Annotated in this window: 19 protein-coding genes; 9 read left to right on the top strand and 10 right to left on the bottom strand. The window is 71.2% G+C overall.

Annotated features, from left to right (window positions below; all coding sequences use genetic code 11):
• Nucleotides 1-4: 4 nt before the first annotated feature.
• Nucleotides 5-1,753, top strand: coding sequence for a GAF domain-containing sensor histidine kinase (locus tag OHU74_RS17705; protein ID WP_371616801.1), 1,749 nt, complete (start codon nt 5-7; stop codon nt 1,751-1,753).
• 8 nt (nt 1,754-1,761) lie between these two features.
• Here OHU74_RS17705 and OHU74_RS17700 read toward each other — a convergent pair whose 3' ends face one another.
• The gene (locus OHU74_RS17700; RefSeq protein ID WP_371616800.1) at nt 1,762-2,679 is read right to left on the bottom strand and encodes a Cof-type HAD-IIB family hydrolase; all 918 of its coding nucleotides are present in this window, start codon (nt 2,677-2,679) and stop codon (nt 1,762-1,764) included.
• 216 nt (nt 2,680-2,895) lie between these two features.
• On the opposite strand from OHU74_RS17700, the gene OHU74_RS17695 reads away from it, so the two are divergent.
• On the top strand, nt 2,896-3,333 hold the full coding sequence (locus tag OHU74_RS17695) for a DUF6083 domain-containing protein (RefSeq protein WP_371616799.1): 438 nt from the start codon (nt 2,896-2,898) through the stop codon (nt 3,331-3,333).
• Nucleotides 3,334-3,366: 33 nt separating this feature from the next.
• Complete coding sequence (locus OHU74_RS17690; protein ID WP_371616798.1) at nt 3,367-4,269, top strand: LLM class flavin-dependent oxidoreductase; 903 nt, start codon at nt 3,367-3,369, stop codon at nt 4,267-4,269.
• Between the two features lie 73 nt (nt 4,270-4,342).
• On the opposite strand, the gene OHU74_RS17685 is transcribed toward OHU74_RS17690, so the two are convergent.
• From OHU74_RS17685 to OHU74_RS17675, 3 genes are all read right to left on the bottom strand, one after another.
• Nucleotides 4,343-7,411 (bottom strand): tetratricopeptide repeat protein, encoded by a 3,069-nt coding sequence (locus tag OHU74_RS17685; RefSeq protein WP_371616797.1) that lies wholly within the window; start codon nt 7,409-7,411, stop codon nt 4,343-4,345.
• Complete coding sequence (locus tag OHU74_RS17680; RefSeq protein ID WP_371616796.1) at nt 7,408-9,312, bottom strand: HSP90 family protein; 1,905 nt, start codon at nt 9,310-9,312, stop codon at nt 7,408-7,410. The genes OHU74_RS17685 and OHU74_RS17680 overlap by 4 nt, the downstream gene beginning before the upstream one ends.
• A 161-nt stretch (nt 9,313-9,473) precedes the next feature.
• Complete coding sequence (locus tag OHU74_RS17675) at nt 9,474-10,013, bottom strand: RNA 2'-phosphotransferase (RefSeq protein ID WP_371616795.1); 540 nt, start codon at nt 10,011-10,013, stop codon at nt 9,474-9,476.
• A gap of 135 nt (nt 10,014-10,148) precedes the next feature.
• Between OHU74_RS17675 and OHU74_RS17670 the strand changes: the two genes are divergently transcribed.
• Nucleotides 10,149-10,934, top strand: a complete 786-nt coding sequence (locus OHU74_RS17670; RefSeq protein ID WP_371616794.1) for an aquaporin — start codon at nt 10,149-10,151, stop codon at nt 10,932-10,934.
• A 105-nt stretch (nt 10,935-11,039) separates the two neighbouring features.
• Here OHU74_RS17670 and OHU74_RS17665 read toward each other — a convergent pair whose 3' ends face one another.
• From OHU74_RS17665 to OHU74_RS17650, 4 genes are read right to left on the bottom strand one after another with little or no spacing between them, the layout of a single operon-like run.
• Nucleotides 11,040-11,954, bottom strand: a complete 915-nt coding sequence (locus tag OHU74_RS17665) for a MerR family transcriptional regulator (protein WP_330297385.1) — start codon at nt 11,952-11,954, stop codon at nt 11,040-11,042.
• 10 nt (nt 11,955-11,964) lie between these two features.
• Nucleotides 11,965-12,870 (bottom strand): metal-dependent hydrolase, encoded by a 906-nt coding sequence (locus tag OHU74_RS17660; protein ID WP_371616793.1) that lies wholly within the window; start codon nt 12,868-12,870, stop codon nt 11,965-11,967.
• A complete protein-coding gene (locus tag OHU74_RS17655) occupies nt 12,867-14,663 on the bottom strand; it encodes an SDR family oxidoreductase (RefSeq protein ID WP_371616792.1) in 1,797 nt (598 codons plus the stop codon). Before OHU74_RS17655 ends, OHU74_RS17660 begins: the two co-directional genes overlap by 4 nt.
• Nucleotides 14,660-15,517, bottom strand: a complete 858-nt coding sequence (locus tag OHU74_RS17650) for a M24 family metallopeptidase (protein WP_371616791.1) — start codon at nt 15,515-15,517, stop codon at nt 14,660-14,662. Before OHU74_RS17650 ends, OHU74_RS17655 begins: the two co-directional genes overlap by 4 nt.
• A 227-nt stretch (nt 15,518-15,744) precedes the next feature.
• On the opposite strand from OHU74_RS17650, the gene OHU74_RS17645 reads away from it, so the two are divergent.
• The 5 genes from OHU74_RS17645 (at nt 15,745) to OHU74_RS17625 (ending at nt 20,029) form a co-directional block, all read left to right on the top strand.
• Complete coding sequence (locus tag OHU74_RS17645) at nt 15,745-16,773, top strand: ABC transporter ATP-binding protein (RefSeq protein ID WP_371616790.1); 1,029 nt, start codon at nt 15,745-15,747, stop codon at nt 16,771-16,773.
• Nucleotides 16,763-17,650 carry an ABC transporter permease gene (locus tag OHU74_RS17640; RefSeq protein WP_371616789.1) on the top strand — a complete coding sequence of 296 codons (888 nt, stop codon included), beginning with the start codon at nt 16,763-16,765 and terminating at the stop codon, nt 17,648-17,650. Before OHU74_RS17645 ends, OHU74_RS17640 begins: the two co-directional genes overlap by 11 nt.
• Nucleotides 17,647-18,558 (top strand): ABC transporter ATP-binding protein, encoded by a 912-nt coding sequence (locus OHU74_RS17635; RefSeq protein WP_371616788.1) that lies wholly within the window; start codon nt 17,647-17,649, stop codon nt 18,556-18,558. The genes OHU74_RS17640 and OHU74_RS17635 overlap by 4 nt, the downstream gene beginning before the upstream one ends.
• Nucleotides 18,559-18,572: 14 nt before the next feature.
• The gene (locus OHU74_RS17630; RefSeq protein WP_371616787.1) at nt 18,573-19,292 is read left to right on the top strand and encodes an ABC transporter permease subunit; all 720 of its coding nucleotides are present in this window, start codon (nt 18,573-18,575) and stop codon (nt 19,290-19,292) included.
• Between the two features lie 77 nt (nt 19,293-19,369).
• Complete coding sequence (locus OHU74_RS17625; RefSeq protein WP_371616786.1) at nt 19,370-20,029, top strand: rhomboid-like protein; 660 nt, start codon at nt 19,370-19,372, stop codon at nt 20,027-20,029.
• 142 nt (nt 20,030-20,171) lie between these two features.
• On the opposite strand, the gene OHU74_RS17620 is transcribed toward OHU74_RS17625, so the two are convergent.
• Nucleotides 20,172-20,984, bottom strand: a complete 813-nt coding sequence (locus OHU74_RS17620; RefSeq protein WP_371616785.1) for an HAD family hydrolase — start codon at nt 20,982-20,984, stop codon at nt 20,172-20,174.
• Nucleotides 20,981-22,258 (bottom strand): serine--tRNA ligase, encoded by a 1,278-nt coding sequence (serS, locus tag OHU74_RS17615; protein WP_371616784.1) that lies wholly within the window; start codon nt 22,256-22,258, stop codon nt 20,981-20,983. Before serS ends, OHU74_RS17620 begins: the two co-directional genes overlap by 4 nt.
• Between the last annotated feature and the right edge of the window lie 402 nt (nt 22,259-22,660).

Genomic DNA, 22,660 nt, shown 5'->3' with positions numbered 1-22,660 from the left:
GAGCATGTCAGCGCAGGAGTCCCAGCAATCGCCCGAGTCATCGCCGGAGCCGTCACCGGGAAAGCCCGACCCGCTGGAGGCCGCGACCGCTGCCACCCGGAGTCTCCAGGGGCTGTCCACCGAGCTCACGGCCCGGGTGCCACAGCTCCTGGAAGCCATGCGGTCGGTGGGCACCGGCCTTGAGCTGCACTCCACGCTGGACCGGATCTGCGAGACGGCGGCCGAGCTCGCGGACGCCCGCTACGCGGCCATCGGCGTCGTCGACACCGAGGGCCGGGGGCTATCGGACTTCGTCACCTTCGGCATCAGCGACCAGTTGGCCAAGAAGATCGGGCACCGCCCGGACGGGAAGCGCGGCCTGCTCGGCGCCCTGATCTCCCACCCCGACACGGTGCACCTCGCCGACCTGAGCAAGGACCCGCGCTCGGCGGGATTCCCCGAGCACCATCCGCCCATGAAGACCTTCCTCGGCGTCCCGATCCGGGTGCAGGGCGAGATCTTCGGCAACCTCTACCTCGCCGAGAAGAACGGCGGCGGCGAGTTCAACGACTACGACGTCCACATGGTCCGGGTACTGGCCACCGAGGCGGGCATCGCCATCGGCAACGCCCGGCTCTACGAGGCCGCCACCCAGCGCGAGCGCTGGATCGACGGTTCGGTCGCCGTCACCACCGCCCTGCTGTCGGGCGGGGACGCGGACGACGCGCTCGCGGTCGTCGCCGAACAGGCCCGCCGGCTCGCCGATTCGGCCGCCGGGATCGTGATGCTGCCCGCCGAGGAGGGCGGGATGGAGATCGTCGCGGTCTCCGCGGAGAACCCGGCCACCTCGCTCGGCGTGGTGATCCCGGCCGAGAGCCCCGTGGTCGCCAGGCTCCTGGAGGGCGAGCCGGTCTTCGTGGAGGACGCGGCCTCGGATCCGCGCATGATCAGCCGCCTGACGAGCCAGTACGGGGCCTGCATGATGCTCCCGCTGCACAGCGGCGGCCGGGTGCTGGGAGCGCTCGTCACCCCCCGCGCCCGCGGCAAGCGGCCGTTCAGCGAGGCCGAGCGGACCCTGGCCACGCAGTTCGCCTCCCAGGCGGCGCTCGCGCTGATGATGGCCGAGGCGCAGCGCGACCGGGAACGGCTTGCGGTCTTCGAGGACCGCGACCGCATCGCCCGCGATCTCCACGACCTGGTCATCCAGCGGCTCTTCGCCACCGGCATGATGCTGGAGGGCGCCCAGCGCCGGTCGATCGTGCCCGAGGTGCGTGACGGGGTCGGCAAGGCCGTGGACGAGCTCGACGTGACGATCCAGGAGATCCGCACCGCGATCTTCGCCCTCCAGCAGGGCCCGGCGGAAGTCCCCTCGGGTCTGCGCACCCGGGTACTGCGGGAGATCAACATGGCTGCGGTGCCGCTGGGCTTCAAGCCCGCGCACCGCTTCCTCGGGCCGATCGACGCGGTCGTCGGCGAACTCGTCGGCAAGAACCTGATCGCAGCCCTGCGCGAGGCCCTGTCGAACGCGTTCCGGCACGCCGAGGCCTCCCGCATCGAGGTGGTGCTCGACGCCACGGTCACCCTGGCCGACGGACGGCCCGGGGTCCGGCTGGAGGTGGCGGACGACGGCGTGGGCATCCCGGAGGGCGGGCGGCGCAGCGGGCTGCGCAACCTGCGCCGACGGGCCGAATCGCTCGGCGGCTCCAGCTCGTACGGGCCCGGCCTCGACGAGGACGGCGGCGGGACCACCCTGGTGTGGGAGGCCCCGCTCTAGGCGGTTCCTCAGGACCGGGGGCGGGCAGCCCGGTCGGCCAGGATGCGCTCGATGACGAGGGCGACGCCGTCCTCGTTGTTGGCGACCGTACGGCCGGACGCGGCCGCGATCACGTCCGGATGGGCGTTGCCCATCGCGTACGAGGTGCCCGCCCAGCCGAGCATCTCCACGTCGTTCGGCATGTCCCCGAATGCGACCACCTCGGCCGCCGAGATACCGCGCTCCTCGCAGCACAGCGCGAGGGTGCTGGCCTTGGAGACGCCCGGTCCGCTGATCTCCAGCAGGGCGGTCGGGCTGGAGCGGGTGATCGAGGCGTACGCGCCGGCGTGGGCGCGGGCCAGCTCCAGGAACTCGTCGGGCGCCAGCTCGGCATGGTGCGCGAGCACCTTGAGGACGGGCGCCGAGTCGTCGTCCGTGTCCTCCTGGAGCAGCTTCTCGGCGGTGGCGACGTTGGCGCCCGGGTCCTGGAAGAAGGGCGGGTACGCAGGCTCGTAGTTGATGCCGGTGGTCAGTTCGACGGCGAACGAGGTACCGGGGGCGGCGGCCCGCAGAGCCTCCACCACCTTGAGCGCGGTGAGCCGGGGCAGGGCCCTGACCTGGACGAACTCCCGGCCCGTGGGCGAGCGGTCGGTGTGCGGATCGAAGGCGTGCAGATCGACGACGGCAGCGCCGTTGGCGCAGATCGCCAGGCCGTGGCCATGGACGTGGTCGCTGACCACGCCCATCCAGCGGGCCGGGCGTCCGGTGACGAAGAAGACCTCGATGCCGGCCTCCTCGGCGGCGGCGAGTGCGTCGACGGTGCGCTGCGAGACGGATTTGTCGTCGCGCAGCAGGGTGCCGTCGAGGTCGGTGGCGATGAGCCGGGGCGTGGGGGTTGGCCCGTCCGGGCACTGGGGAGCCGAGGTCACGGATCCATCTTCGCCCATGAGCCCGGGTCGCCGGGCCGGACCCCTGTCGGGGCCGGGGCCGATGGCGATGTTTCACGTGAAACATCGCCACATGGTTGTCAGTGGTGGGTGGAAGGATCTCCTCGCCGGTTTCGATGACGTCACACGGGGGGCGACGTGCTCATCCCTTCAACCCGGAAGTCGGACTGCGACTCCTGCGGCGGCCCGTACGCCAGACGGGTCATGAGCCTGAGGATGTCGCTCTGCTCACGCTGCGAGTGGGAGGGATCCGCTCGTCCGGACCGCGAGCCGGTGCTGGTGGGGGAGATCCTGGCCGGCCCCTCGGGCCCCTTGGCCCAAGCCGCCGGCGGTGGCGGCGCCGCACCCCCGGTCCGGGCCGGCCAGGCCCCGGGCGGGACGATCTGCCGCATCTGCGGCGGCGCTGCCGAGTGGCACCGCACGGTGCGGGGCCGCTGGCTGATGATCGAGCCCGGTTCCTGGCCGTCCGGCTCCGTCCCGGCGGGCAAACGCTGGCACATCACGGACAACGGCACCGCCGTCTCCCTGAGCGCCACCTCGGTCTCGGGCAACTGTCGGATCTGTCACTTCGACGTCTGCTACCGGGCTCCGGCGCCCATGGGATCACCGCTGATGCTCGAGCTGTGGCGCAAGAACGCCCAGCGTGGAGCGTGAGGGAGGCCCGGCGACGGTCGTAGGCTCAGGGGTATGACGTTGCGCCTGAGCACTGTGATCCTTCCCGTCCACCGGTGGCACGAAGGGGGGCGCGAGCGCTGGCAGCGGGCAGAGGCACTGGGGTTCCACGCCGCCTACATCTACGACCACCTGTCCTGGCGGACCTTCCGCAAGGGTCCGTGGTTCGGTGCGCTGCCGACGCTCACGGCCGCCGCCACGGCGACGGAGCGGATGCGGCTGGGCACGCTCGTCACCTCGCCCAACTTCCGCCACCCGGTGACGCTCGCCAAGGACCTGATCTCCCTGGACGACATCTCCGGCGGCCGGATCACGCTCGGCATCGGCGCCGGCGGCAACAGCTTCGACGCCACCGTGCTCGGCCAGGAGGCGTGGACCCCCAAGGAGCGGGCCGACCGGTTCGGCGAGTTCCTGCCGCTGCTCGACCGGCTGCTCACGGAGGACTCCGTCTCGCAGCGGGGAACGTTCTACTCGGCCGACGAGGCCTTCAACATCCCCGGCTGCGCCCAGCGGCCCCGACTGCCCTTCGCCGTCGCCGCGACCGGACCCCGCGGACTGAAGCTCGCCGCGCAGTACGGGCAGGCGTGGGTGACGACCGGCGATCCGAAGATCTTCGACGAGGGCACCCCGGAGCAGTCGGTGGAGGCCATCCGGGGCCAGCTCGACAAGCTGGGCAAGGCCTGTGTGGAGACCGGCCGGGACGTGGCGGAGCTGGACAAGGTCCTGCTCACGGGCTTCACCCCGGACCGCGGGGGCCCGCTGGAGTCCGTGGACGCCTTCGTCGACTTCGCGGGCCGCCACCAGGATCTCGGCATCACCGAGCTGGTGATCCACTGGCCGATCCCCGATACCGAGTTCGCCGCCGACCAGGACGTCTTCGAGCGGATCGCGACCGAGGGGCTCGCCCAGCTCGGCTGAGCCGGACGGCTCCGCCTCTGCCTCCGCCGCACGGTGCGAGGCGGAGGCAGAGGCAGAGGACGGCGCCGGGTTGTCAGGCCGCGGCCCGCAGCAGGTGTTCCACGGTGCGCTCGGCGCTCTCCAGCAGCCACTCGGACGCCGTGCCCCCGGGCAGTGCGCGGAGCTCGTCGGCGAACGCCGTCACCCGGGCGGCGCCGGCTTCGGGCCGGCCCAGCTCGTTCTCGGTCCAGGCGGCGTTGGTCACGCACTGGAACCGGGACTCCAGCCGGTCCGGCCCGAGCTCGGCGTGCAGACCGGCGGCCCGTTCCCAGAGCACGATCTCCTCCAGCCGCAGCGCTTCCAGCTCCGCCCCGCTCAGCGACTCGGCGGCAGCGGCGACTTCGCCGTCCCGGTCCCCGTCCTCGTCCTCGTCGTCGTCCTCCACGTCCGCGCAGACACGGCGGTCGAGGACCTGGGCCAGCTGGTTCCAGGTCTCGGCGAGCTCGGCCCGCAGCTCCCGGGAATCCGGAGCCCCGGCCGACGCGGCGGCCAGGACCTCGGCCGCCTCCTCCATCCTGGTCCGAGCCCTTGCCATCGTCGCGTTGGTGACCTCGTCGCGCAGCCCCAGCCAGGCCAGCGACCGCAGGATCCGTACCTCGGCGATCGGCGCGTCCTTCGAGCGCCGGTGCAGCTCCAGAGCCCGTTCGTACGCGGCCACCGCCTCCGGCACCAGCCGCGCCTCGGAGAGCTGGTCGGCCGCGGCCTGGGCGAAGTTCGCCTGCGGACGCGGGTCCTCCCAGTCCTTGGCCACCTCCGCCGCGCACAGGTACTGCTCCGCCGCGCCCCGGGGGTCCTTCAGCTCGCGCAGCAGATCGCCCAGGAATTCCCGTACGGACGCGGCCTGGCCCTCGCCGTGCTCCAGCAGGTCCGGCAGCGTCGACTGGAGCACCTCGGCCGCCTCGGCGGCGCGGCCGTCGCGGGCGTGGCACCGGGCGAGCATCAGCCGGGCCTGGGCCCCGCCGCGCGCCGTGAGTCCGGCCTGGTCGAACCAGTGCGCCGCCTCCAGGGCGTGCCCGGCGGCCTCCGCGTCCGCTTCGCTCCGCCGCAGCAGTACGTCGGCCAGGGTGAGCCGTACGACGCCCTGCGCCTCGGGGTCGGTCAGTTCGGCGGCGTGCGTCAGCGCCGCCCGGGCCGCAGCCTCGGCTTCCGCGGGCTGGTCCAGCGACATCAGCACCCCGGCCCGCAGCACCAGCGGGTCCACGGCGAGCCACGGCAGGCCCGCCGTCACCGACCGGTCGGCGCAGGCGGCGAGCAGGGCCACGGCTCGCTCCGGGTCCCCCTCCGAGAGGGCGAGCCGGCCCAGCATCTCCTCGGCCTCCGCGATCACGTCGGGCAGGGCGGAGGCCTCGTAGGCATCGATGAAGGCACCGAGCTCGGCGACCAGTTCGCCGTGCCCGTGGTCGTGCCCGTGGTCGTGACCGGCGTGGCCGGCATGGTCCGCGTGGCCGTCGTGGGCTCCTTCGAGCGAGCGGAGGTAGGACTCCACCCGGATCGAAGTCAGCTCCGCGAGGGCGATCCGCCGGGTCCGCAACGGCTCCGCCGCGTCCAGTGCTTCGGCGGCGCGCAACGCCACCGCGAGCAGCCCGCGCAGCTCCTGCGCGCCCGTCCCGGACTGCGCGGCCACGGTCGCCAGCCGCAGCTCGGTCAGGGCCGCGCGCTCCGGCCGGCCCAGCGCCAGGTAGCCCTCGCGCACCCCGGTCAGCAGTTCCGCGGCGTCCTCGGCCCCGGTCCGTGCGGCCGCCAGGGCCCGGTGGTCCGCCACGTCGGCGGCGATCAGCGGGTCCGCCGCGGCCTCGGGGTGTACCGCCACCTCGTTCCAGAGCGCGTCCGACCCCGGGTGTCCGAGATCCCGTGCCGTCCGGGCCCGCTCGACCAGCCCGGCGAAGCCCCCGTCTGATGAGGAGGCGTCATGACCGGATGCCGGAGCCGGAGCCGGAGCCGGAGCCGGTACCTGGACGGGGACCGGGCGCGGCCGCGGGAGCGCGGCCAGCGCGGAGCTGCGTACGCCCAGCGGCAGGGCCGCGGCCAGCGGGGCCCGGCCGATCCGTTGGAGGAACCGCTCCGAGACCCGGGTGGAGCCGTTGCGCGCGTCGAACCGCCGGGCCGTGTCGAGCGAGCCCGCGCGCAGCACCTCGTAGAGCTCGGACACGGTGTGCGGGACACCCTCGTAGGGGACGGCCGGGCTCTGCCCGTGCCCCAGTTCCTTCAGACGGCGCAGCAGGACGAGCACGCCGCCGTGGAACGCCAGCCGGTCGGAGAGGTTGGCGAGCGGGCCCACGTGCGCGGCGTGTTCGGAGAGGATCTCCAGGCCGCGCGACTCGTTGCCGGTGAGCGCGCAGAACTCGATGTGGCGGCCGAGCGAGGGCAGCAGGCTCTCGTTGCCCCGGGCCAGCCGGTATCCGCGCAGGTGGGCGGAGCGGGCCTCGTCGAGCCGGCCGAGCCGCACCAGCGGCAGCAGCGAGGTGGCCAGCACCCGGTGGGGCTCCTCGGCGCAGGTCCGCTCGCCGGACAGCACCGGCTGCCAGACCTTCAGGGCCTCGGCGTCATCCCCGCGCATCACCGCGTACTGGCCCTGGCCGTTGAGCTCGCAGGCATGGCAGTCGCTCATGTCGTCGCGGTCGGCGGCCTGCCAGCGGGCGTACGCCTGCCCGGCGCGCTCGTCGTCGCCGGTCGAGTCGGCGAGCCACAGCTCGGACTCGCGGACGGGACGCTCGCTGTAACCGGCGATCCGGTAGCGGCGCTCCATCTCGTCCAGCCAGCCGGTCGCGGAGTCCATGGGGACCTCGGGGGAGTGGCTGATGGCGGTGGCGATCCACTTGAACTGCCAGAACAGCGAGTGGGTGTCCCATTCGGAGAAGGCGCCGGGGTCCTTGTCGTACTCCTGGAGCAGCCGGGCGAAGGGTACGAGCATCTTCGGCGACTCGGCGCTGTACAGGTAGGCGTTGATCTGGGTGTCCAGGGCCTCGCGGAACAGCGCGCGGTCCCCGCTGGCCTCGGCGGCGGCGGACAGTGCCTCGGCGTGCGCGTTGCGCGCGGTGCCGCCGGGGGACTGCCGGTTCTCGGCCAGCCCGCGCTCGATCTCCTCGCGCGTCATCGTGCTCACTTCTCGTCCTCCCGGGTGTCGGCGGGGTGCGTGGCCCATTCCAGGAGCCCGAGGAAGGCCCGGTTGAGCAGGGTGGTGTCGCCCGGCCGCAGCGGTCGCTGGGACATCAGCAGGGCCTGCCCGTACAGCGATTCGACGGCGGTCGCGGTCAGCGCCTCGTCGGGGAGGGCGGCTATCCGGCGGATCAGCGGGTTGTTGTGGTTGAGGACCAGGCGGGCGCGCGGGGCGGAGCCGCGCAGTGCGCCGAGGATGCCGCTCCACAGCGAGTCGGCGCTGTCCAGGGCGGCGGTGCGGTCGCGCTCCTGGCGGGCCTGGCGGTCGTCGAGGTAGAGCGCGGGGACGGCCACGGGCTGGAAGGCGCGCAGGACGACATCGCAGCTCTGGGGCTCCAGCCGGGTGCGGGCGGTGGCCAGGAAGGGGGCCAGGGCCAGCTCGGCGGAGGTCGGAACGGGGTCGAGGCGCTCGGTGACGGCTCCCGCATCGAGCTCGGTGACCTTGAGCTCCGGCCGCACGGTGGGCAGCAGGGCCAGCAGGTCGGCGTCGTAGGTGTAGCCGGCGTTGATGACTCCGAGGCCGTGGGCCGCCGCGATCGGGGCGATCTGGCGGAACTCCTCCACGGTGCGCGTGAAGTGGATGTCGGTGTGCGCGGCCGCGAACTCCTCCAGGCTCATCGAGCCGTCGCTGGTCTCGAAGGGCAGCCAGGGCAGCATCAGGCCGAGCAGCTCGGGGTCGTGCCGGGCCAGCGATTTCACCCCGAGGTGGTGGACGCTCAGGAAGGCGGCCAGGCGCTCCGGTTCGCTCGCGGCGAGCTCGGCGAGCCAGGTGCGGATGCGGGCTCCGAGGGCCTCGCGCACGGCGGCCAGGGTCTCGTCGTCGTACAGGTTCTCGCGCGAGGCGGTGGGCCGCAGGGTGTCGGTGTCGAGGACCGCGCGGACGAAGAACGCCCAGTCGGGCAGCAGGTTGTCGGCCTTGTCGGTCAGCAGCATGCCCTTGAGGTGGACGCGGTGTCCGGACCGGTGGGCGGGGCTGGTCGGCTCGGGCAGTACGTACGCGACTCCGCGCACTCCGGCGACCGGCAGGTCGAGGTCGATGCTGTCGAGCGGGGTGAAGCCGAAGAGCTGCGCGCAGTGCCCGGCGAGTGCGACGCGGCGGGCTGCCGGGGTGGGGAAGGCGCGGTCCCACACGGCGGGCCGGTCGGTGATCGGGCGGGGTGCGGAGCCTTCGCCGGAGCCCTCACGGGACCCCTCGTCGGAGCCTTCGTGGAAGGTGATGTCGTAGGGGAGGAGGGAGCCGTAGTCACGGGCCAGCTGTTCGACCTTGGCCGGGACGAGCCACTCCTCGGCGCCGGGGCGGGCCTCCAGCACGACGGTCGTACCGGGCTCCGTGCGGGCGTCGGCGGGCAGTTCGCGCACGGTGTACGAGCCGTCGTCGGTGGCCAGCCATTCGACGGGCGCGGCCAGGGGGTCGCGGGCGGAGCGGGTGACGACGCGGATCTGGCGGGCGACGACGAAGCAGGCGAGCAGGCCGATGCCGAACTGGCCGAGGAACTCCTGACGGGTGGTTTCCAGCCCGTGCTCACCTCCGCGCTTGGAGCTGCGGCCGATGGTGGCGAGGAGGGAGTGGGCCTCGGCGGCGGTCAGGCCGATGCCGCTGTCCTCGATGGTCACCCGGTTTCCGGCGGCCGACAGGCGGATGCCGATCTCGGCCTCGGGATCCAGGGCGCGGCGGGCGGTGACCGCGTCGACGGCGTTCTGGAGCAGCTCGCGGACGTAGACGCGCGGGCTGGAGTAGAGGTGGTGGGAGAGCAGGTCGACCAGGCCGCGCAGATCGACCTGGAAGGTGTTCGCCGAGGGTTCGGAATCGGCCGGTTCGGCGATCGGGGCCGGTTGTGCGGACGTCATGGTGCGTCACCTCGCGTGCTGTGTCGGTGGTTCGGCGACCGCGAGGTACCCCCCTCACAGATCCCGGAGCGAGGAACAGCGTAGGGGGCCGGTACGACAATCTCCCGGTGAATTCCGCTGCCCCGGAGGGCCCGGCCTTCGGAGGGGAGGTCAGGGGGGAACTAGGAGAAGCGGATGAACTCCGGGGGCACGGAATCGGCCAGCCACACCCCGTTGGCGCTGATCCGGAAGACGTGTCCGGCGGCGTGCATCGCTCCCGCGTCCACGCTGAGCACGATCGGGCGGCCGCGCCGTGCGCCCACGCGGGTCGCGGTCTCCCGGTCGGGAGAAAGGTGCACGTGGTGGCGGGCCATCGGGCGCAGCCCCTCGGCGCGGATCGCGTCCAGGACGGCGGCGACGGTGCCGTGGTAGAGGTACGCGGGCGGTTCGGCCTCCGGCAGGCCCAGGTCCACGCTGACGGTGTGGCCCTGGCTGGCCCGGATCCGGGTGCCTTCGACGGCGAAGCGCTGCTTGTCGTTGGCGGCGACGACGTGGTCGAGTTCGGCCCGGCTGATGCGGAAACCGTGGGCGGCCGCGGCGCCGAGGAGATCGTCGATCTCCACCCAGCCCTGGGGGTCGAGCACCAGTCCGATGCGTTCCGGCTGATGCCGCAGGTGTTTCGAGACGTATTTGGACACCTTGACGGTGCGTCTGTCATCCATTCGTCCAGCGTGCCGGGTCGGCGGGGTCCGCCGCAGGGATTTTCGGCCAGTTCGTCGAACCTGGACTCCCTCTGTCGCGTTTCCAAGATACGGAATACATTTTCCGCGGAACTGCCACCAAAGGGGAAGTATATTATGACAAATGGTGCGTCTCTGTCGCGTCGCGCGGCTGCTGAGCTCATCGGCACCGCGGCTCTGCTCGTAGTGGTCATCGGATCCGGGATACAGGCCGCCGCACTCTCCGCCGACGCCGGCGTCGCCCTCGTCGCCAACTCGCTCGCCAGCGCCATAGGCCTCGGGCTGATCATCACCCTCTTCGGCCCGCTCTCCGGAGCCCATCTCAACCCCGTGGTCACCCTCAGCTCCTGGTGGGGCCGGCGCATCGGGGGCGAGGGGCTCGACGGGCGCGAGGCCCTCGTCTACACCGCGGCCCAGACCGCCGGGGCCATCGGCGGAGCCGTCCTCTCCGAGGTGATGTTCGGCCACACCCCGGGCACCTTCTCCACCCAGGTCCGGGGCGGGGGACACCTGCTCCTCGGGGAGGTCGTCGCCACGGCCGGACTGGTCCTGGTGATCCAGGGACTCGGCCGGATCGGCCGCGCGAAGTTCATCCCCGTCGCGGTCGCCGGGTACATCGCCGCCGCGATCTGGTTCACCTCCTCCGGGTCCTTCGCGAACCCGGCCGGCACCATCGGGCGCAGCTTCAGCGACTCCTTCACCGGCATCGCCCCGCAGTCGCTGCCGGGCTTCATCGCCGCCCAGCTGCTCGGCGGGATCCTCGGTCTGGCCCTCGCGGCGCTGCTCTACGGGAACGGCCGACGGGCCCCGAAGCGCCCGGCGGCCGAGGTGGGCGAGGTGGCCGAGACGGCAGTGGTGGCTGAAATCGGCACTACTGGCCAGGCCTACCAGACCGTGAGCTGACCTCCAGGGCACAGTTCCCCACAGGGGCGCCGGAGTTGTCCACAGCCCTTTGCGCCGGTTTCGGCGGCAAAAGAGGGATCCGCCCTGTGGACTACTGATCGAGCACTACCGGCCGCCCCGACTCGCCAGATCGTTCATCGTCCGGGCCTGCAGCTCCCGTTCCGTGGCAGCCCGGACGAACTCCGCCACATGGTCGGCGCCCACCAGGTCCTGGACCGCCCGGACCGTCTCGGCGGGCAGAGCCACCGGGGTCGGACCCGAAGGCTGCGGGGACCCGGCCGCGCCGAGATGGCGCTGCAGGTGCCGGGTCGCGAAGAGCCGCATCGCCCGGGCCAGTTCCGCATCCACCGTCTGCTGGGCCAGCGGCCGCAGTCTGCGTACCATCGTCGCCGCCTCGGCGGCGTCCGAGTCCGTCGGCGGGACGGCTCCCAGGTAGCGCGCGAAGACGTGCTCCGTGGTGAACTCCAGGAAGCGCGAGGCGATGTGCTCCACCTGGCCGCGCAGTTCCCGCAGGTGACCGGTGATCGCGGGCAGCGGGACCCCGGCCGCGTACAGCTCGGCGGCCACCGCCAACTCCTGCGGGGACGGCACCCGGAACTGGTCCGGCCGTCCGGGGATCCGCTCCAGTACGCCCAGCTCGCACGCCTCGCCCACCGCGTCGTCGTCGGGCTTGCCGCCGAACCGGTCGTTGAGCTCGTCCCGGCTGATCCGGGCGGCTTCCTCGTCCGTCCACGGTCCGTGCACCTCGGCGACCAGCCCGAGGACACCGCCGAGCCCGCGCCCCGCGTCCCAGGCCTCCAGCAATTCCTTGATGGAGGCCAGGGTGTAGCCGCGGTCCAGCAGGTCGGCGATCTGGCGCAGCCGCGCCAGATGCGTGTCCCGGTAGACGTTGGAGCGGCCCCGCCGCTCCGGCTTCGGCAGCAGGCCGCGGTCCTGGTAGGCCCGGATCGTGCGCACGGTCGCACCGCTGTGGTGCGCCAGATCCTCGATCCGGTACTCGGCTACTGCCTGCTCGGACAATCCCGGCTCCCTACGACATGGCGGCTCGGCCGACCGCGCCTGCCGCGGTCCGTGCGGCAGGCGAAGCCGCGAGGTACTCGACCGCCCTGCGCAGCGAGCCCTCCTGCGAGGGATGGTACGACCGCCGGAAGTAGCGGGGTATGGCCGTGCCGAGCTCTCTCCAGGTGGGCAGCAGTCCCTTGGCCACAGCACGGTTGTGCTCGCGCAGCGAATAGCGCGGCCGACCCGGCAGTTCCGGGTCGTTGCGCAGGAGGTACGAGGTCCCCCACAACCACAGCCAGGCCAGCACCGGGGCCACCACGGCCATGCCCTCGATGCGGCGCGCGTAGCGGGGCAGCCCCGCGCCGCCGCAGTGCTGGTACATGTCGAAGGCGACGGAGCGGTGCTCCACCTCCTCCGCGCCGTGCCAGCGCAGCAGGTCGAGCATGACCTCGTCCGCGCCGGCCCGGTCCAGCCCTTCGGCACCGAGCACCCAGTCCCCGAGGACCGCCGTGAACTGCTCGATCGCGGCGACCAGGGAGAGCCGGAAGCGCAGCCACTCCTGCGCGGTGACGGGCGCGCCGAACGGCGGGGTCTCCCCCAGCAGCTTCTCGAAGAGGAGGTCCACGTACTTCGTGTACGCCGCGGTGGGCAGCTGCTGTTCGGCGAGGTGGTCCAGGACGTAGGAGTGCTGCACGCTGTGCGTGGCCTCCTGGCCCATGAACCCCTTCACCTCCCTGCGCAGCTCGGGGTCGGTGACCAGGGGAAGGCCTTCCTTGAAGACCTTCACGAACCACCGCTCGCCGGCGGGCAGCAGCAGGTGCAGCACGTTGATGACGTGGGTGGCGGTGGGCTCGTCCGGTATCCAGTGCAGCGGGGTGGTCTTCCAGTCGAAGGCCACGCGCCGCGGGGCGATCGCGTACGGGGCCCCGCTCACAGCCTGGGCTCCAGCTTCGCGAACCGCCGCAGGGTGCCCGGTGCGAAGCGGGACATCCACAGGGCGCCCTTGGACTCGGGAGTCACCGGGACCACGGCCTGGTTCTTCACCACGGCGAGCAGGATCGCGTCGGCGACCTTCTCCGGCGGGAAGTTGCGCAGTCCGTAGAGGCGGGAGGACTTCTGCTGGCGGCGCTTCTCCTCGGCCTCGTCCACCCCGGTGAACCGGGAAGTGGCGGTGATGTTGGTGTTGACGATGCCGGGGCAGATCGCCGACACCCCGATCGACTTCGACGCCAGCTCCGCGCGCAGGCACTCGCTGAGCATCAGCACCGCGGCCTTGGAGGTGCTGTAGGCGGGCAGGGTCTTCGAGGGCAGATAGGCCGCGGCGGAAGCGGTGTTGACGATGTGCCCGCCCTGGCCGCGCTCGGCCATCTGCTTGCCGAAGATCCGGCAGCCGTGGATGACCCCCCACAGATTGACGTCGAGGACCTTCTTCCAGTCCTCGGCGCTGGTCTCCAGGAACGGCCCCGACAGGCCGATCCCGGCGTTGTTGACCAGGACGTCCACGACCCCGTACTCGGCGGCCACCTTCGCCGCGAGCTTCTCCATCGCCTGCTCGTCGCTGACGTCCACGCATTCGCCCCAGGCCTGCGGCGAGCCGACCAGGCGGGCCATGTCGGCGGTGCGCGCCGCGCCCTCGGCGTCCCGGTCCACGCACACCACGCGGGCTCCGGCCTCGGCGAACGCGAAGGCGGTGGCCCGGCCGATGCCGCTGGCGGCTCCGGTGACCAGGACCAGCTGGCCGCCGAAGCGGTCCGCGTACTTGCCCGGCGCCTTCTGTTCGGGCGCCCGCGTGGCGGGCTCCTCCCGGGCGGTGACGAACTCGCTGATCCAGGCGGCCAGCTGGTCGGGCCGGGTCCGGGGCACCCAGTGCTTGGCCGGCAGGGTGCGCCGGACCAGGTCGGGGGCCCACAGCTCCAGCTCGTCGTAGAGCCGCTCGGAGAGGAAGACGTCCCCGGTGGGGGTGATCAGCTGGACCGGGGTGTGCGCGTACGCGTCGGCGCGCGGCCTGCGCATGCGCGCCCGGACGTTGTCCCGGTAGAGCCAGGCGCCGTGCGCGGCGTCGATGGGCAGCGAGGCCGTGGGGTACCCGTCGGCCGGGACCTTCTCCATCCGCTGGAGCATCTTCGGCCACTGCTTGCCGAGCGGTCCGCGCCAGGCGAGCTCCGGCAGCACCGGCGTGTGCAGCATGTAGACGTACCAGGACTTGGCGCCCTGGTTCAGCAGCTGGGCGACCCGGCGCGGGGTGGGGCGCGCCATCCGCTTCTTGATCCAGTGGCCGAAGTGGTCGAGGGAGGGCCCGGACATGGAGGTGAAGGAGGCGATGCGGCCCTCGGTGCGGGCGACCGTCGCGAACTCCCAGCCCTGTACGGAGCCCCAGTCGTGGCCGACCAGGTGCACCGGGCGGTCCGGGCTGACCGCGTCGGCCACCGCCAGGAAGTCGTCGGTCAGCTTCTCCAGGGTGAAGCCGCCGCGCAGCGGCTCGGGGGCCGTGGAGCGCCCGTGGCCCCGTACGTCGTAGAGCACGACGTGGAAGCGGGAGGCCAGCCGCTCGGCGACCTCGGACCAGACCTCCTTGCTGTCCGGGTACCCGTGCACCAGGATCACGGTCGGCAGCTCGGGGTCACCGAGCTCGACCACGCACAGCTCGACCCCGCCCGTGCTCACCCAGCGCTCGCGCGCCCCCGCGAAGGCCGTCCCGGACGCCTTGCCGAATTCCGTGCCGCTCATGCCGTCTTCTCCTCAGCCCAGCGCCGCACGTGCGGCAGGTCGTCGTCCAGCCAGAACGCGCTCTCCTCGGGGTCCTGGGAGTCGGTGACGACCAGGATCTCCTCGAATTTGGCGCCGGTGCCCCGGAACCCCAGATGCGGTTCCACCGCCCACAGGCCGGGCTGCGGCGGGTGGTCGGAGAAGTGATACGGGCTCCACAGCGGGGACCAGCCCTCGCGGTGACCGTGCAGGGCGTCGGAGACCAGCCCCTTCAGGGCCTGGGTGCCGAACCCGAACGCGGTCGGAGACCAGCGCCGCTCCTTGACCCGGTCTATCTTGTGCGCGATGACGCCGAAGGGGTAGGCCCGGTGCCGGTTCGCGTACCCCTGGCTGATCATCAGCCGCTCGACGTCCTCGTAGATGTCGCGCAGGGAACGGCGCTCGCGCACCTGGTCCAGGATCAGCGCGCGGTGTGCCCTGAGGTCGGACATGAGCCGGTCCTGCACCGGATTGAGGCCGAGGCTGCCCGAGTACCCGATGTCCGCGGTGTAGCCCTTGTAGACCGGGGCCATGTCGAGGATGAACGGCATCCCCGGCTCCAGGGCCCGGTTCGTCGGGAAGAACTGCAGCGGGATCTTGAAGTCGGTGAAGGCGGTTCGGTCGCCGAACCACGCGAACGGCATGTGGAACCAGTCCCGCACCCCGCGCTCCCGCAGCCAGTCGCGCTGCATCCGCGCGGCCTCGCGCTCGGTCACGCCGGGGCGCAGCTGCGCCGCGACGGCCTCCGCGCACTCGTAGGAGAGGCGCTGCACTTCCTTGAACCCGCGCAGTTCGGCGGAGAGTTCTGTGGTGCGTTGCTTGGTGTCCCCAGCCATGCCAGCCGTCCGTCCGTATAGCCGTACGCGCCCGTAACTTGACACTGATGAATGTGACAATGACTGGAGATCACGTCAAGGCCCGTGCACGGACCTGTGGACAAACTTGTCCGGTACACATCAGCCCTACATCAGCCTTATGTCGGGGTCCGTAGTCCTGAAGGCGGAGACGGGATCGAGCTCCAGGTCTGACGATCCGCGGGCACGGCGCCACTAACGTCGTTCACGTGACTGTCATCGCGACCGAAAGCCTGAGCAAGCGGTACCCCCGAGTGACCGCTCTCGACCGGCTCTCCCTGGACATCGGGCCCGGAGTAACCGGCCTCGTGGGCGCCAACGGAGCCGGCAAGTCCACGCTGATCAAGATTCTGCTGGGACTCTCCCCCGCCACCGAGGGCACCGCCGCGGTGCTCGGACTCGACGTAGCCACCCACGGCAGCGCCATCCGAGAACGCGTCGGCTACATGCCCGAGCACGACTGCCTGCCCCCCGACGTCTCGGCCACCGAGTTCGTCGTGCACATGGCGCGCATGTCCGGGCTCCCGCCGACCGCCGCACGCGAGCGCACCGCGGACACCCTGCGCCACGTGGGCCTGTACGAGGAGCGCTACCGCCCCATCGGCGGCTACTCCACGGGCATGAAGCAGCGCGTCAAGCTCGCCCAGGCACTGGTCCACGACCCGCAACTTGTCCTCCTCGACGAGCCCACCAACGGGCTCGACCCGGTCGGCCGCGACGAGATGCTCGGCCTGATCCGCCGCGTCTACACCGACTTCGGCATCTCGGTCCTGGTCACCTCCCACCTCCTCGGCGAGCTGGAGCGGACCTGCGACCACGTCGTGGTCGTCGACGGCGGCAAGCTGCTGCGCTCCAGCTCCACCAGCGACTTCACCCAGACCACCACCACCCTCGCGGTCGAGGTCACCGACTCCGACACCCACCCGGACGGCACCGCCGCCCTGCGCAAGGCACTCACCGAGGCCGGTGTCGTGCTGCACGCGGGAGAGGAGGAGGGCCTGCCCGGCGCCGGCCACATCCTCCTGGTCGAGGCCACCGGCGAGGCGACGTACGACACCGTCCGCGACACCGTCGCCGACCTCGGCATCGGCCTGGTCCGCATGGAACAGCGCCGCCACCACATCGCGGAGGTCTTCCGCGACAGCGACGCAGCGGCCGCTCAGGCCGCAGCCCAGTCCGCCCAGGCCGCCGCCTGGGCCGCCACCCAGCAGAAGGGAGCCGGTTCCGATGGCGCCTGACACCTCGACCCAGATCCACAACATCGGCTACCGGTCCTACGACGGCCCCCGCCTCGGCCGCGCCTACGCCCGCAAGTCGCTGTTCGCGCAGTCCCTGCGCGGCGCGTACGGACTGGGCCGCTCGGCCAAGTCCAAGGTGCTGCCGATGCTGCTCTTCGCGGTGATGTGTGTTCCCGCGCTGATCCTCGTGGCGGTCGCGATCGCCGTGCCCGGCTCCACCTCGCTGCCGATCAAGTACACGACGTACGCCATGACCACTCAGGTGATCGTCTACCTCTACCTGGCCTCCCAGGCACCGCAGTCCGTCTCGCGGGACCTGCGCTTCAAGACCGTGCCGCTGTACTTCTCGCGGCCGATCGAGCGAGTGGACTACGTGCTGGCCAAGTACGCGGCCATGGCCTCGGCGCTGTTCATCCTCACCGCCACCCCGCTGGTGATCATGTACATCGGCTCGCTGCTCGCCAAGTTCGACTTCGGCGACCAGACCAAGGGATTCGGGCAGGCGCTGGTGTCGGTACTGCTGCTGTCGCTGCTCTTCTCCGGACTCGGCCTGGTCATGGCCGCCCTCACCCCGCGCCGCGGCTTCGGCGTCGCCGCCATCATCGCCGTGCTCCTGATCCCCTACGGCGCCGTGTCGGCCGTCCAGGCCATCGCCCACGAAACGGGCTCGGGCGGGGTCATCGAGTGGCTCGGCCTGTTCTCCCCGATGAGCCTCATCGACGGACTGCAGAGCGCGTTCCTCGGCGCCGACTCCGGCTTCCCCGACAGCACGGGCCCCTCGGGCGCCGCCGGCGCCGTCTACCTGCTCGTCATCCTCGCCCTCATCGCCGGCTCCTACGCCGCCCTGATGGCCCGCTACCGGAAGGCCGGGCTGTGACCATCATCGACATCGACCACACCTCCCGCTGGTTCGGGAACGTCGTCGCCGTCAACGACGTGACCATGCGCATCGGTCCCGGAGTCACCGGCCTGCTGGGCCCCAACGGCGCCGGCAAGTCCACCCTCATCAACATGATGGGCGGCTTCCTCGCCCCCTCCACGGGCACCGTCACCCTCGACGGCACGCCGATCTGGCGCAACGAGCAGGTCTACAAGCAGATCGGCGTCGTGCCCGAGCGCGAGGCCATGTACGACTTCCTCACCGGCCGGGAGTTCGTCGTCGCCAACGCCGAACTGCACGGCCTCGACGACGTGGCGGCCCAGCGGGCACTGGCCACCGTCGAGATGGAGTACGCGCAGGACCGCAAGATCTCCACGTACTCCAAGGGCATGCGCCAGCGCGTGAAAATGGCCTCGGCCCTGGTCCACGACCCCTCGGTGCTCCTGCTCGACGAGCCGTTCAACGGCATGGACCCGCGTCAGCGCATGCAGCTCATGGAGCTGCTGCGGCGGATGGGCGACTCCGGCCGCACCGTGCTGTTCTCCTCGCACATCCTGGAGGAGGTCGAGCAGCTCGCCTCCCACATCGAGGTGGTCGTCGCCGGCCGGCACGCGGCCTCCGGTGACTTCCGCAAGATCCGCCGCCTGATGACGGACCGCCCCCACCGCTACCTCATCCGCTCCTCCGACGACCGGGCCCTCGCCGCGGCCCTGATCGCCGACCCGTCCACCGCCGGGATCGAGGTCGACCTCAAGGAAGGCGCCCTGCGCATCCAGGCCGTCGACTTCGGGCGCTTCACCGAGCTGCTGCCGCGGGTCGCCCGTGAGCACGGCATCCGGCTGATGACGGTCTCGCCCTCCGACGAGTCCCTCGAATCGGTCTTCTCCTACCTCGTCGCGGCCTGAAGGAGCTGGCATCCATGTACAACCCCACCGTTGCCCGGCTCACCTACCGGGCCCTGCTCGGCCGCCGCCGCGCGCTGATCCTCCTCGCGCTGCCCGCCCTGCTGATCGTCATCTCCATCGCCGTCCGCGCCTTCACGGGCCTGGACGACAAGGTCGCCGCCGACCTCCTCGGCGGATTCGCCCTGGCCACGATGGTCCCGCTGATCGGTGTCATCGCCGGAACCGGAGCCATCGGCCCGGAGATCGACGACGGCTCGATCGTCTACCTGCTCTCCAAGCCGGTGAAGCGCCCGACGATCATCATGACCAAGCTGATCGTCGCGATCGCCGTCACCATGGTCTTCTCCGCGATCCCCACCCTGATCGCCGGCTTCATCCTCAACGGCAACGGCCAGCAGATCGCCGTGGCCTACACCGTCGCCGCCCTCATCGCCTCGGTGGCCTACAGCGCCCTGTTCCTGCTGCTGGGCACCGTGAGCCGGCACGCGGTCGTCTTCGGCCTCGTCTACGCGCTGATCTGGGAGTCCCTCTTCGGCAGCCTGGTGGACGGTGCCAAGACCCTCAGCGTCCAGCAGTGGGCGCTCGCCCTCGCGCAGAAGGTCGCGGGCGAGGGGTACGTGGACGCCACCGTCGGGCTGCCCACCGCCGTGATCCTGCTCGTGGCGGTCACCGTCGGAGCCACCGTCTACGCCGGCCAGCGGCTCCGCCGCCTCACGCTGGCGGGCGACGAGTAGCCAAATCCGCGCAAAACCTGTGCCCCGCCCGGCCCACCGGCCAGGCGGGGCACAGGTTTGCGCGGCATCATCGGGACATGATCAAGCCCGCCGAGCCCGAGCCTTCCAGGCCCGTGAGGTCCTGGATACGGGCAGCGCCCGGTACCCACATCTGGCTGCTGATCATCGCCGTCACGAGCATCGTCGTCGTGATCGTGCCTGACCACCTCGAACACATCCTGCTCCACCGCAACAGCAGCAATATCCACGAGCTGGCCCGGCACCCCACAAGAGCCCTGCTGAGCAGCGCCTTCTGGATCGAGAACCCGGCCTCGCTCGCCCTCTACGTCCTGCTCTTCGAGATCTTCCACGCCAACGTGGAACGCTGGCTCGGCACCCTGCGCTGGCTCCTGATCGTCGCGACCGGCCACATCACGGCCACCCTGCTCAGCCAGCGGGTCGTCCTCATGGCCATCCGGGACAACCGGGCCCCGCGCAGCATGGTCCACGTCGTCGACATCGGCGTCAGCTACGGACTCGCGACCGCCGTGGGGGTACTGACCTACCGTCTCCCCAGCCCCTGGCGATGGTTCTACCTGGCGGGCTCCGTGGCCTTCTTCGGGCTCCCCCTGGCCACCGGCGGCACCTTCACCGACCTGGGCCACGCCATCGCCCTCGCGGTGGGCCTGCTCGCCTGGCCGCTGACCCGCCACCCGCACCCGCGCAGGCACGACGAGCATGTTTCACGTGAAACATGACCCGGACGAAATTCGCTGGTACGCCGTCTTCACCGCGGGCAGAGTGAGCGGTGCGGGGAGCAACAAAAAGGTCCGGAACAGCCACTTCGAGCGCGCCTGGTGGCGCGGGCTGTTCCGGACCTTTCCCCATTCCTGTGCCTGGTTACGCGGCGCCCAGCAGACGCTCCAGGACGACCGCGATGCCGTCCTGCTGGTTGGAGGTGGTCACCTCGTCGGCGACCGCCTTCAGTTCCGCATGGGCATTGGCCATGGCCACCCCGTGCGCGGCCCAGCCGAACATCGGGATGTCGTTGGGCATGTCGCCGAAGGCGATCGTCTCGGCCGCCTTCACCCCCAGCCGGCGCGCGGCCAGCGAGAGGCCGGTGGCCTTGCTCAGCCCGAGCGGCAGGATCTCCACGACACCCGGACCGGCCATGACGATGCCGACCAGATCGCCCACGGTCTGCCGGGCCACCTCGACGAGACTGTCCTCGTCCAGCTCGGGGTGCTGGATGTACAGCTTGTTCAGCGGATCCGTCCAGACCTCGGCGGTGTCTTCCAGGTAGATCGCCGGAAGGCCCTCCTGCACCTGGTAGCCGGGGCCGAACAGGACTTCGCCCTCGACCCCGTCCCGGCTGGCGGCCAGGGCCAGCGGACCCACCTCGGCCTCGATCTTCTCCAGCGCCAGGGCGGCCAGCTTCCGGTCGAGCGTCACCGAGGTCAGCAGCCGGTGCGCGCCCGCGTCGTAGACCTGCGCGCCCTGTCCGCAGACCGCGATGCCCTTGTAGCCGAGGTCGTCGAGGACGTGCCGGGTCCAGGGCACGGCGCGGCCGGTGACGATGATGTGCGCCGCGCCGGCCGCACCCGCGGCGACGAGCGCCTCACGGGTGCGTTCCGAGACGGTGTCGTCATCACGCAGGAGCGTGCCGTCGAGGTCGGTGGCGACGAGCTTGTACGGGAACGGGGCCGTGCTCACTTGGAGATCGGCTCCAGGAATTCGCGGCCGCCCAGGTAGGGACGGAGCACCGGGGGCACCCGGACCGTGCCGTCGGCCTGCTGGTGGTTCTCCAGGATCGCGACGATCGTGCGCGGGACGGCGCAGAGGGTGCCGTTCAGCGTGGACAGCGGCGCGGTCTTCTTGCCCTCGCGGTAGCGGACCGACAGGCGGCGGGCCTGGAATCCGTCACAGTTCGAGGCGGAGGTCAGCTCGCGGTACTTGCCCTGGGTGGGGATCCACGCCTCGCAGTCGAACTTGCGGGAGGCGGAGGAGCCCAGGTCGCCCGTGGCCACGTCGATCACCTGGAAGGGCAGTTCGAGGCTGGTCAGCCACTGCTTCTCCCACTCCAGGAGCCGCTGGTGCTCGGCCTCGGCCTCCTCCGGCGCGACGTACGAGAACATCTCGACCTTGTCGAACTGGTGGACGCGGAAGATGCCGCGGGTGTCCTTGCCGTACGTGCCGGCCTCGCGGCGGAAGCACGGGGAGAAACCGGCGTAGCGCAGCGGCAGCTTGTCCGCGTCGATGATCTCGTCCATGTGGTACGCGGCGAGCGGGACCTCGGAGGTGCCGACCAGGTAGAGGTCGTCGCCCTCCAGGTGGTACACGTTCTCCGCGGCCTGGCCGAGGAAGCCGGTGCCCTCCATGGCGCGCGGGCGGACCAGCGCCGGGGTGAGCATCGGGATGAACCCGGCCTCGGTGGCCTGCGCGATGGCGGCGTTGACGAGCGCGAGCTCCAGCAGGGCGCCGACACCGGTGAGGTAGTAGAAACGCGATCCGGAGACCTTGGCGCCGCGCTCGACGTCGATGGCGCCCAGGGACTCGCCGAGCTCCAGGTGGTCCTTGGGCTCGAAGCCCTCGGCGCCGAAGTCGCGGATGGTGCCGTGCGTCTCCAGGACGGTGAAGTCCTCTTCACCGCCGACGGGCACGTCCTCGTGGACGATGTTGCCGAGCTGGAGCAGCAGCGTCTTGGCGGCTTCGTCCGCCTCGTTCTGCTCGGCTTCGGCCGCCTTGACGTTCTGCTTGAGCTGATCGGCCTTCTTCAGCAGCTCGGTCCGCTCCTCCGGAGAGGCCTTGGGAATGAGCTTGCCGAGCGACCTTTGCTCATTGCGCAGTTCGTCGAATCGCATGCCGGAGGACCTGCGGCGCTCGTCGGCGGAGAGCAGTGCGTCGACGAGCGCGACGTCCTCTCCACGGGCGCGCTGCGAGGCGCGGACACGGTCAGGGTCTTCACGGAGCAGCCGGAGGTCAATCACCCCTCCAGGCTACCGGGCCGGGCTTCGGGCGCCGCACCGATATCACGCTGCGTGTCGCTTTGTCCCAATTGCCGCGAATGGAAAACTTCCGACGGGCGGCCGGAAGTGCTCCTTCCTCCGGGGTCGATAAAAGCGGCCCCATTCCCCGAAAAGGGGCACGGGGTCCCCGATCGGGCAGCCTCTGAGCAGGGCTGGAGGCCGTTCCTTGTCCACAGGAATTCCCCACGGCACCGGCTTATCCACAGGCTGTGTGCCGCATCTGTGGATACAGGAATAGATCAATCCTGACCGCGGAGCGAGCAGGGTCAATCAGGGTTCAAACCACCCTCACACACTCATTCGGGTGGGAATGGCTCGCCCCAAAGAGTTGATCGGTGATGCAGGGGTGACGCCGTTCACCTT

The organism is Streptomyces sp. NBC_00454 (genome assembly GCF_041434015.1).
GTDB lineage: Bacteria > Actinomycetota > Actinomycetes > Streptomycetales > Streptomycetaceae > Streptomyces.
Note: the sequence above shows the minus strand (reverse complement) of the source record. Positions and strands in the feature narration are given on the sequence as shown.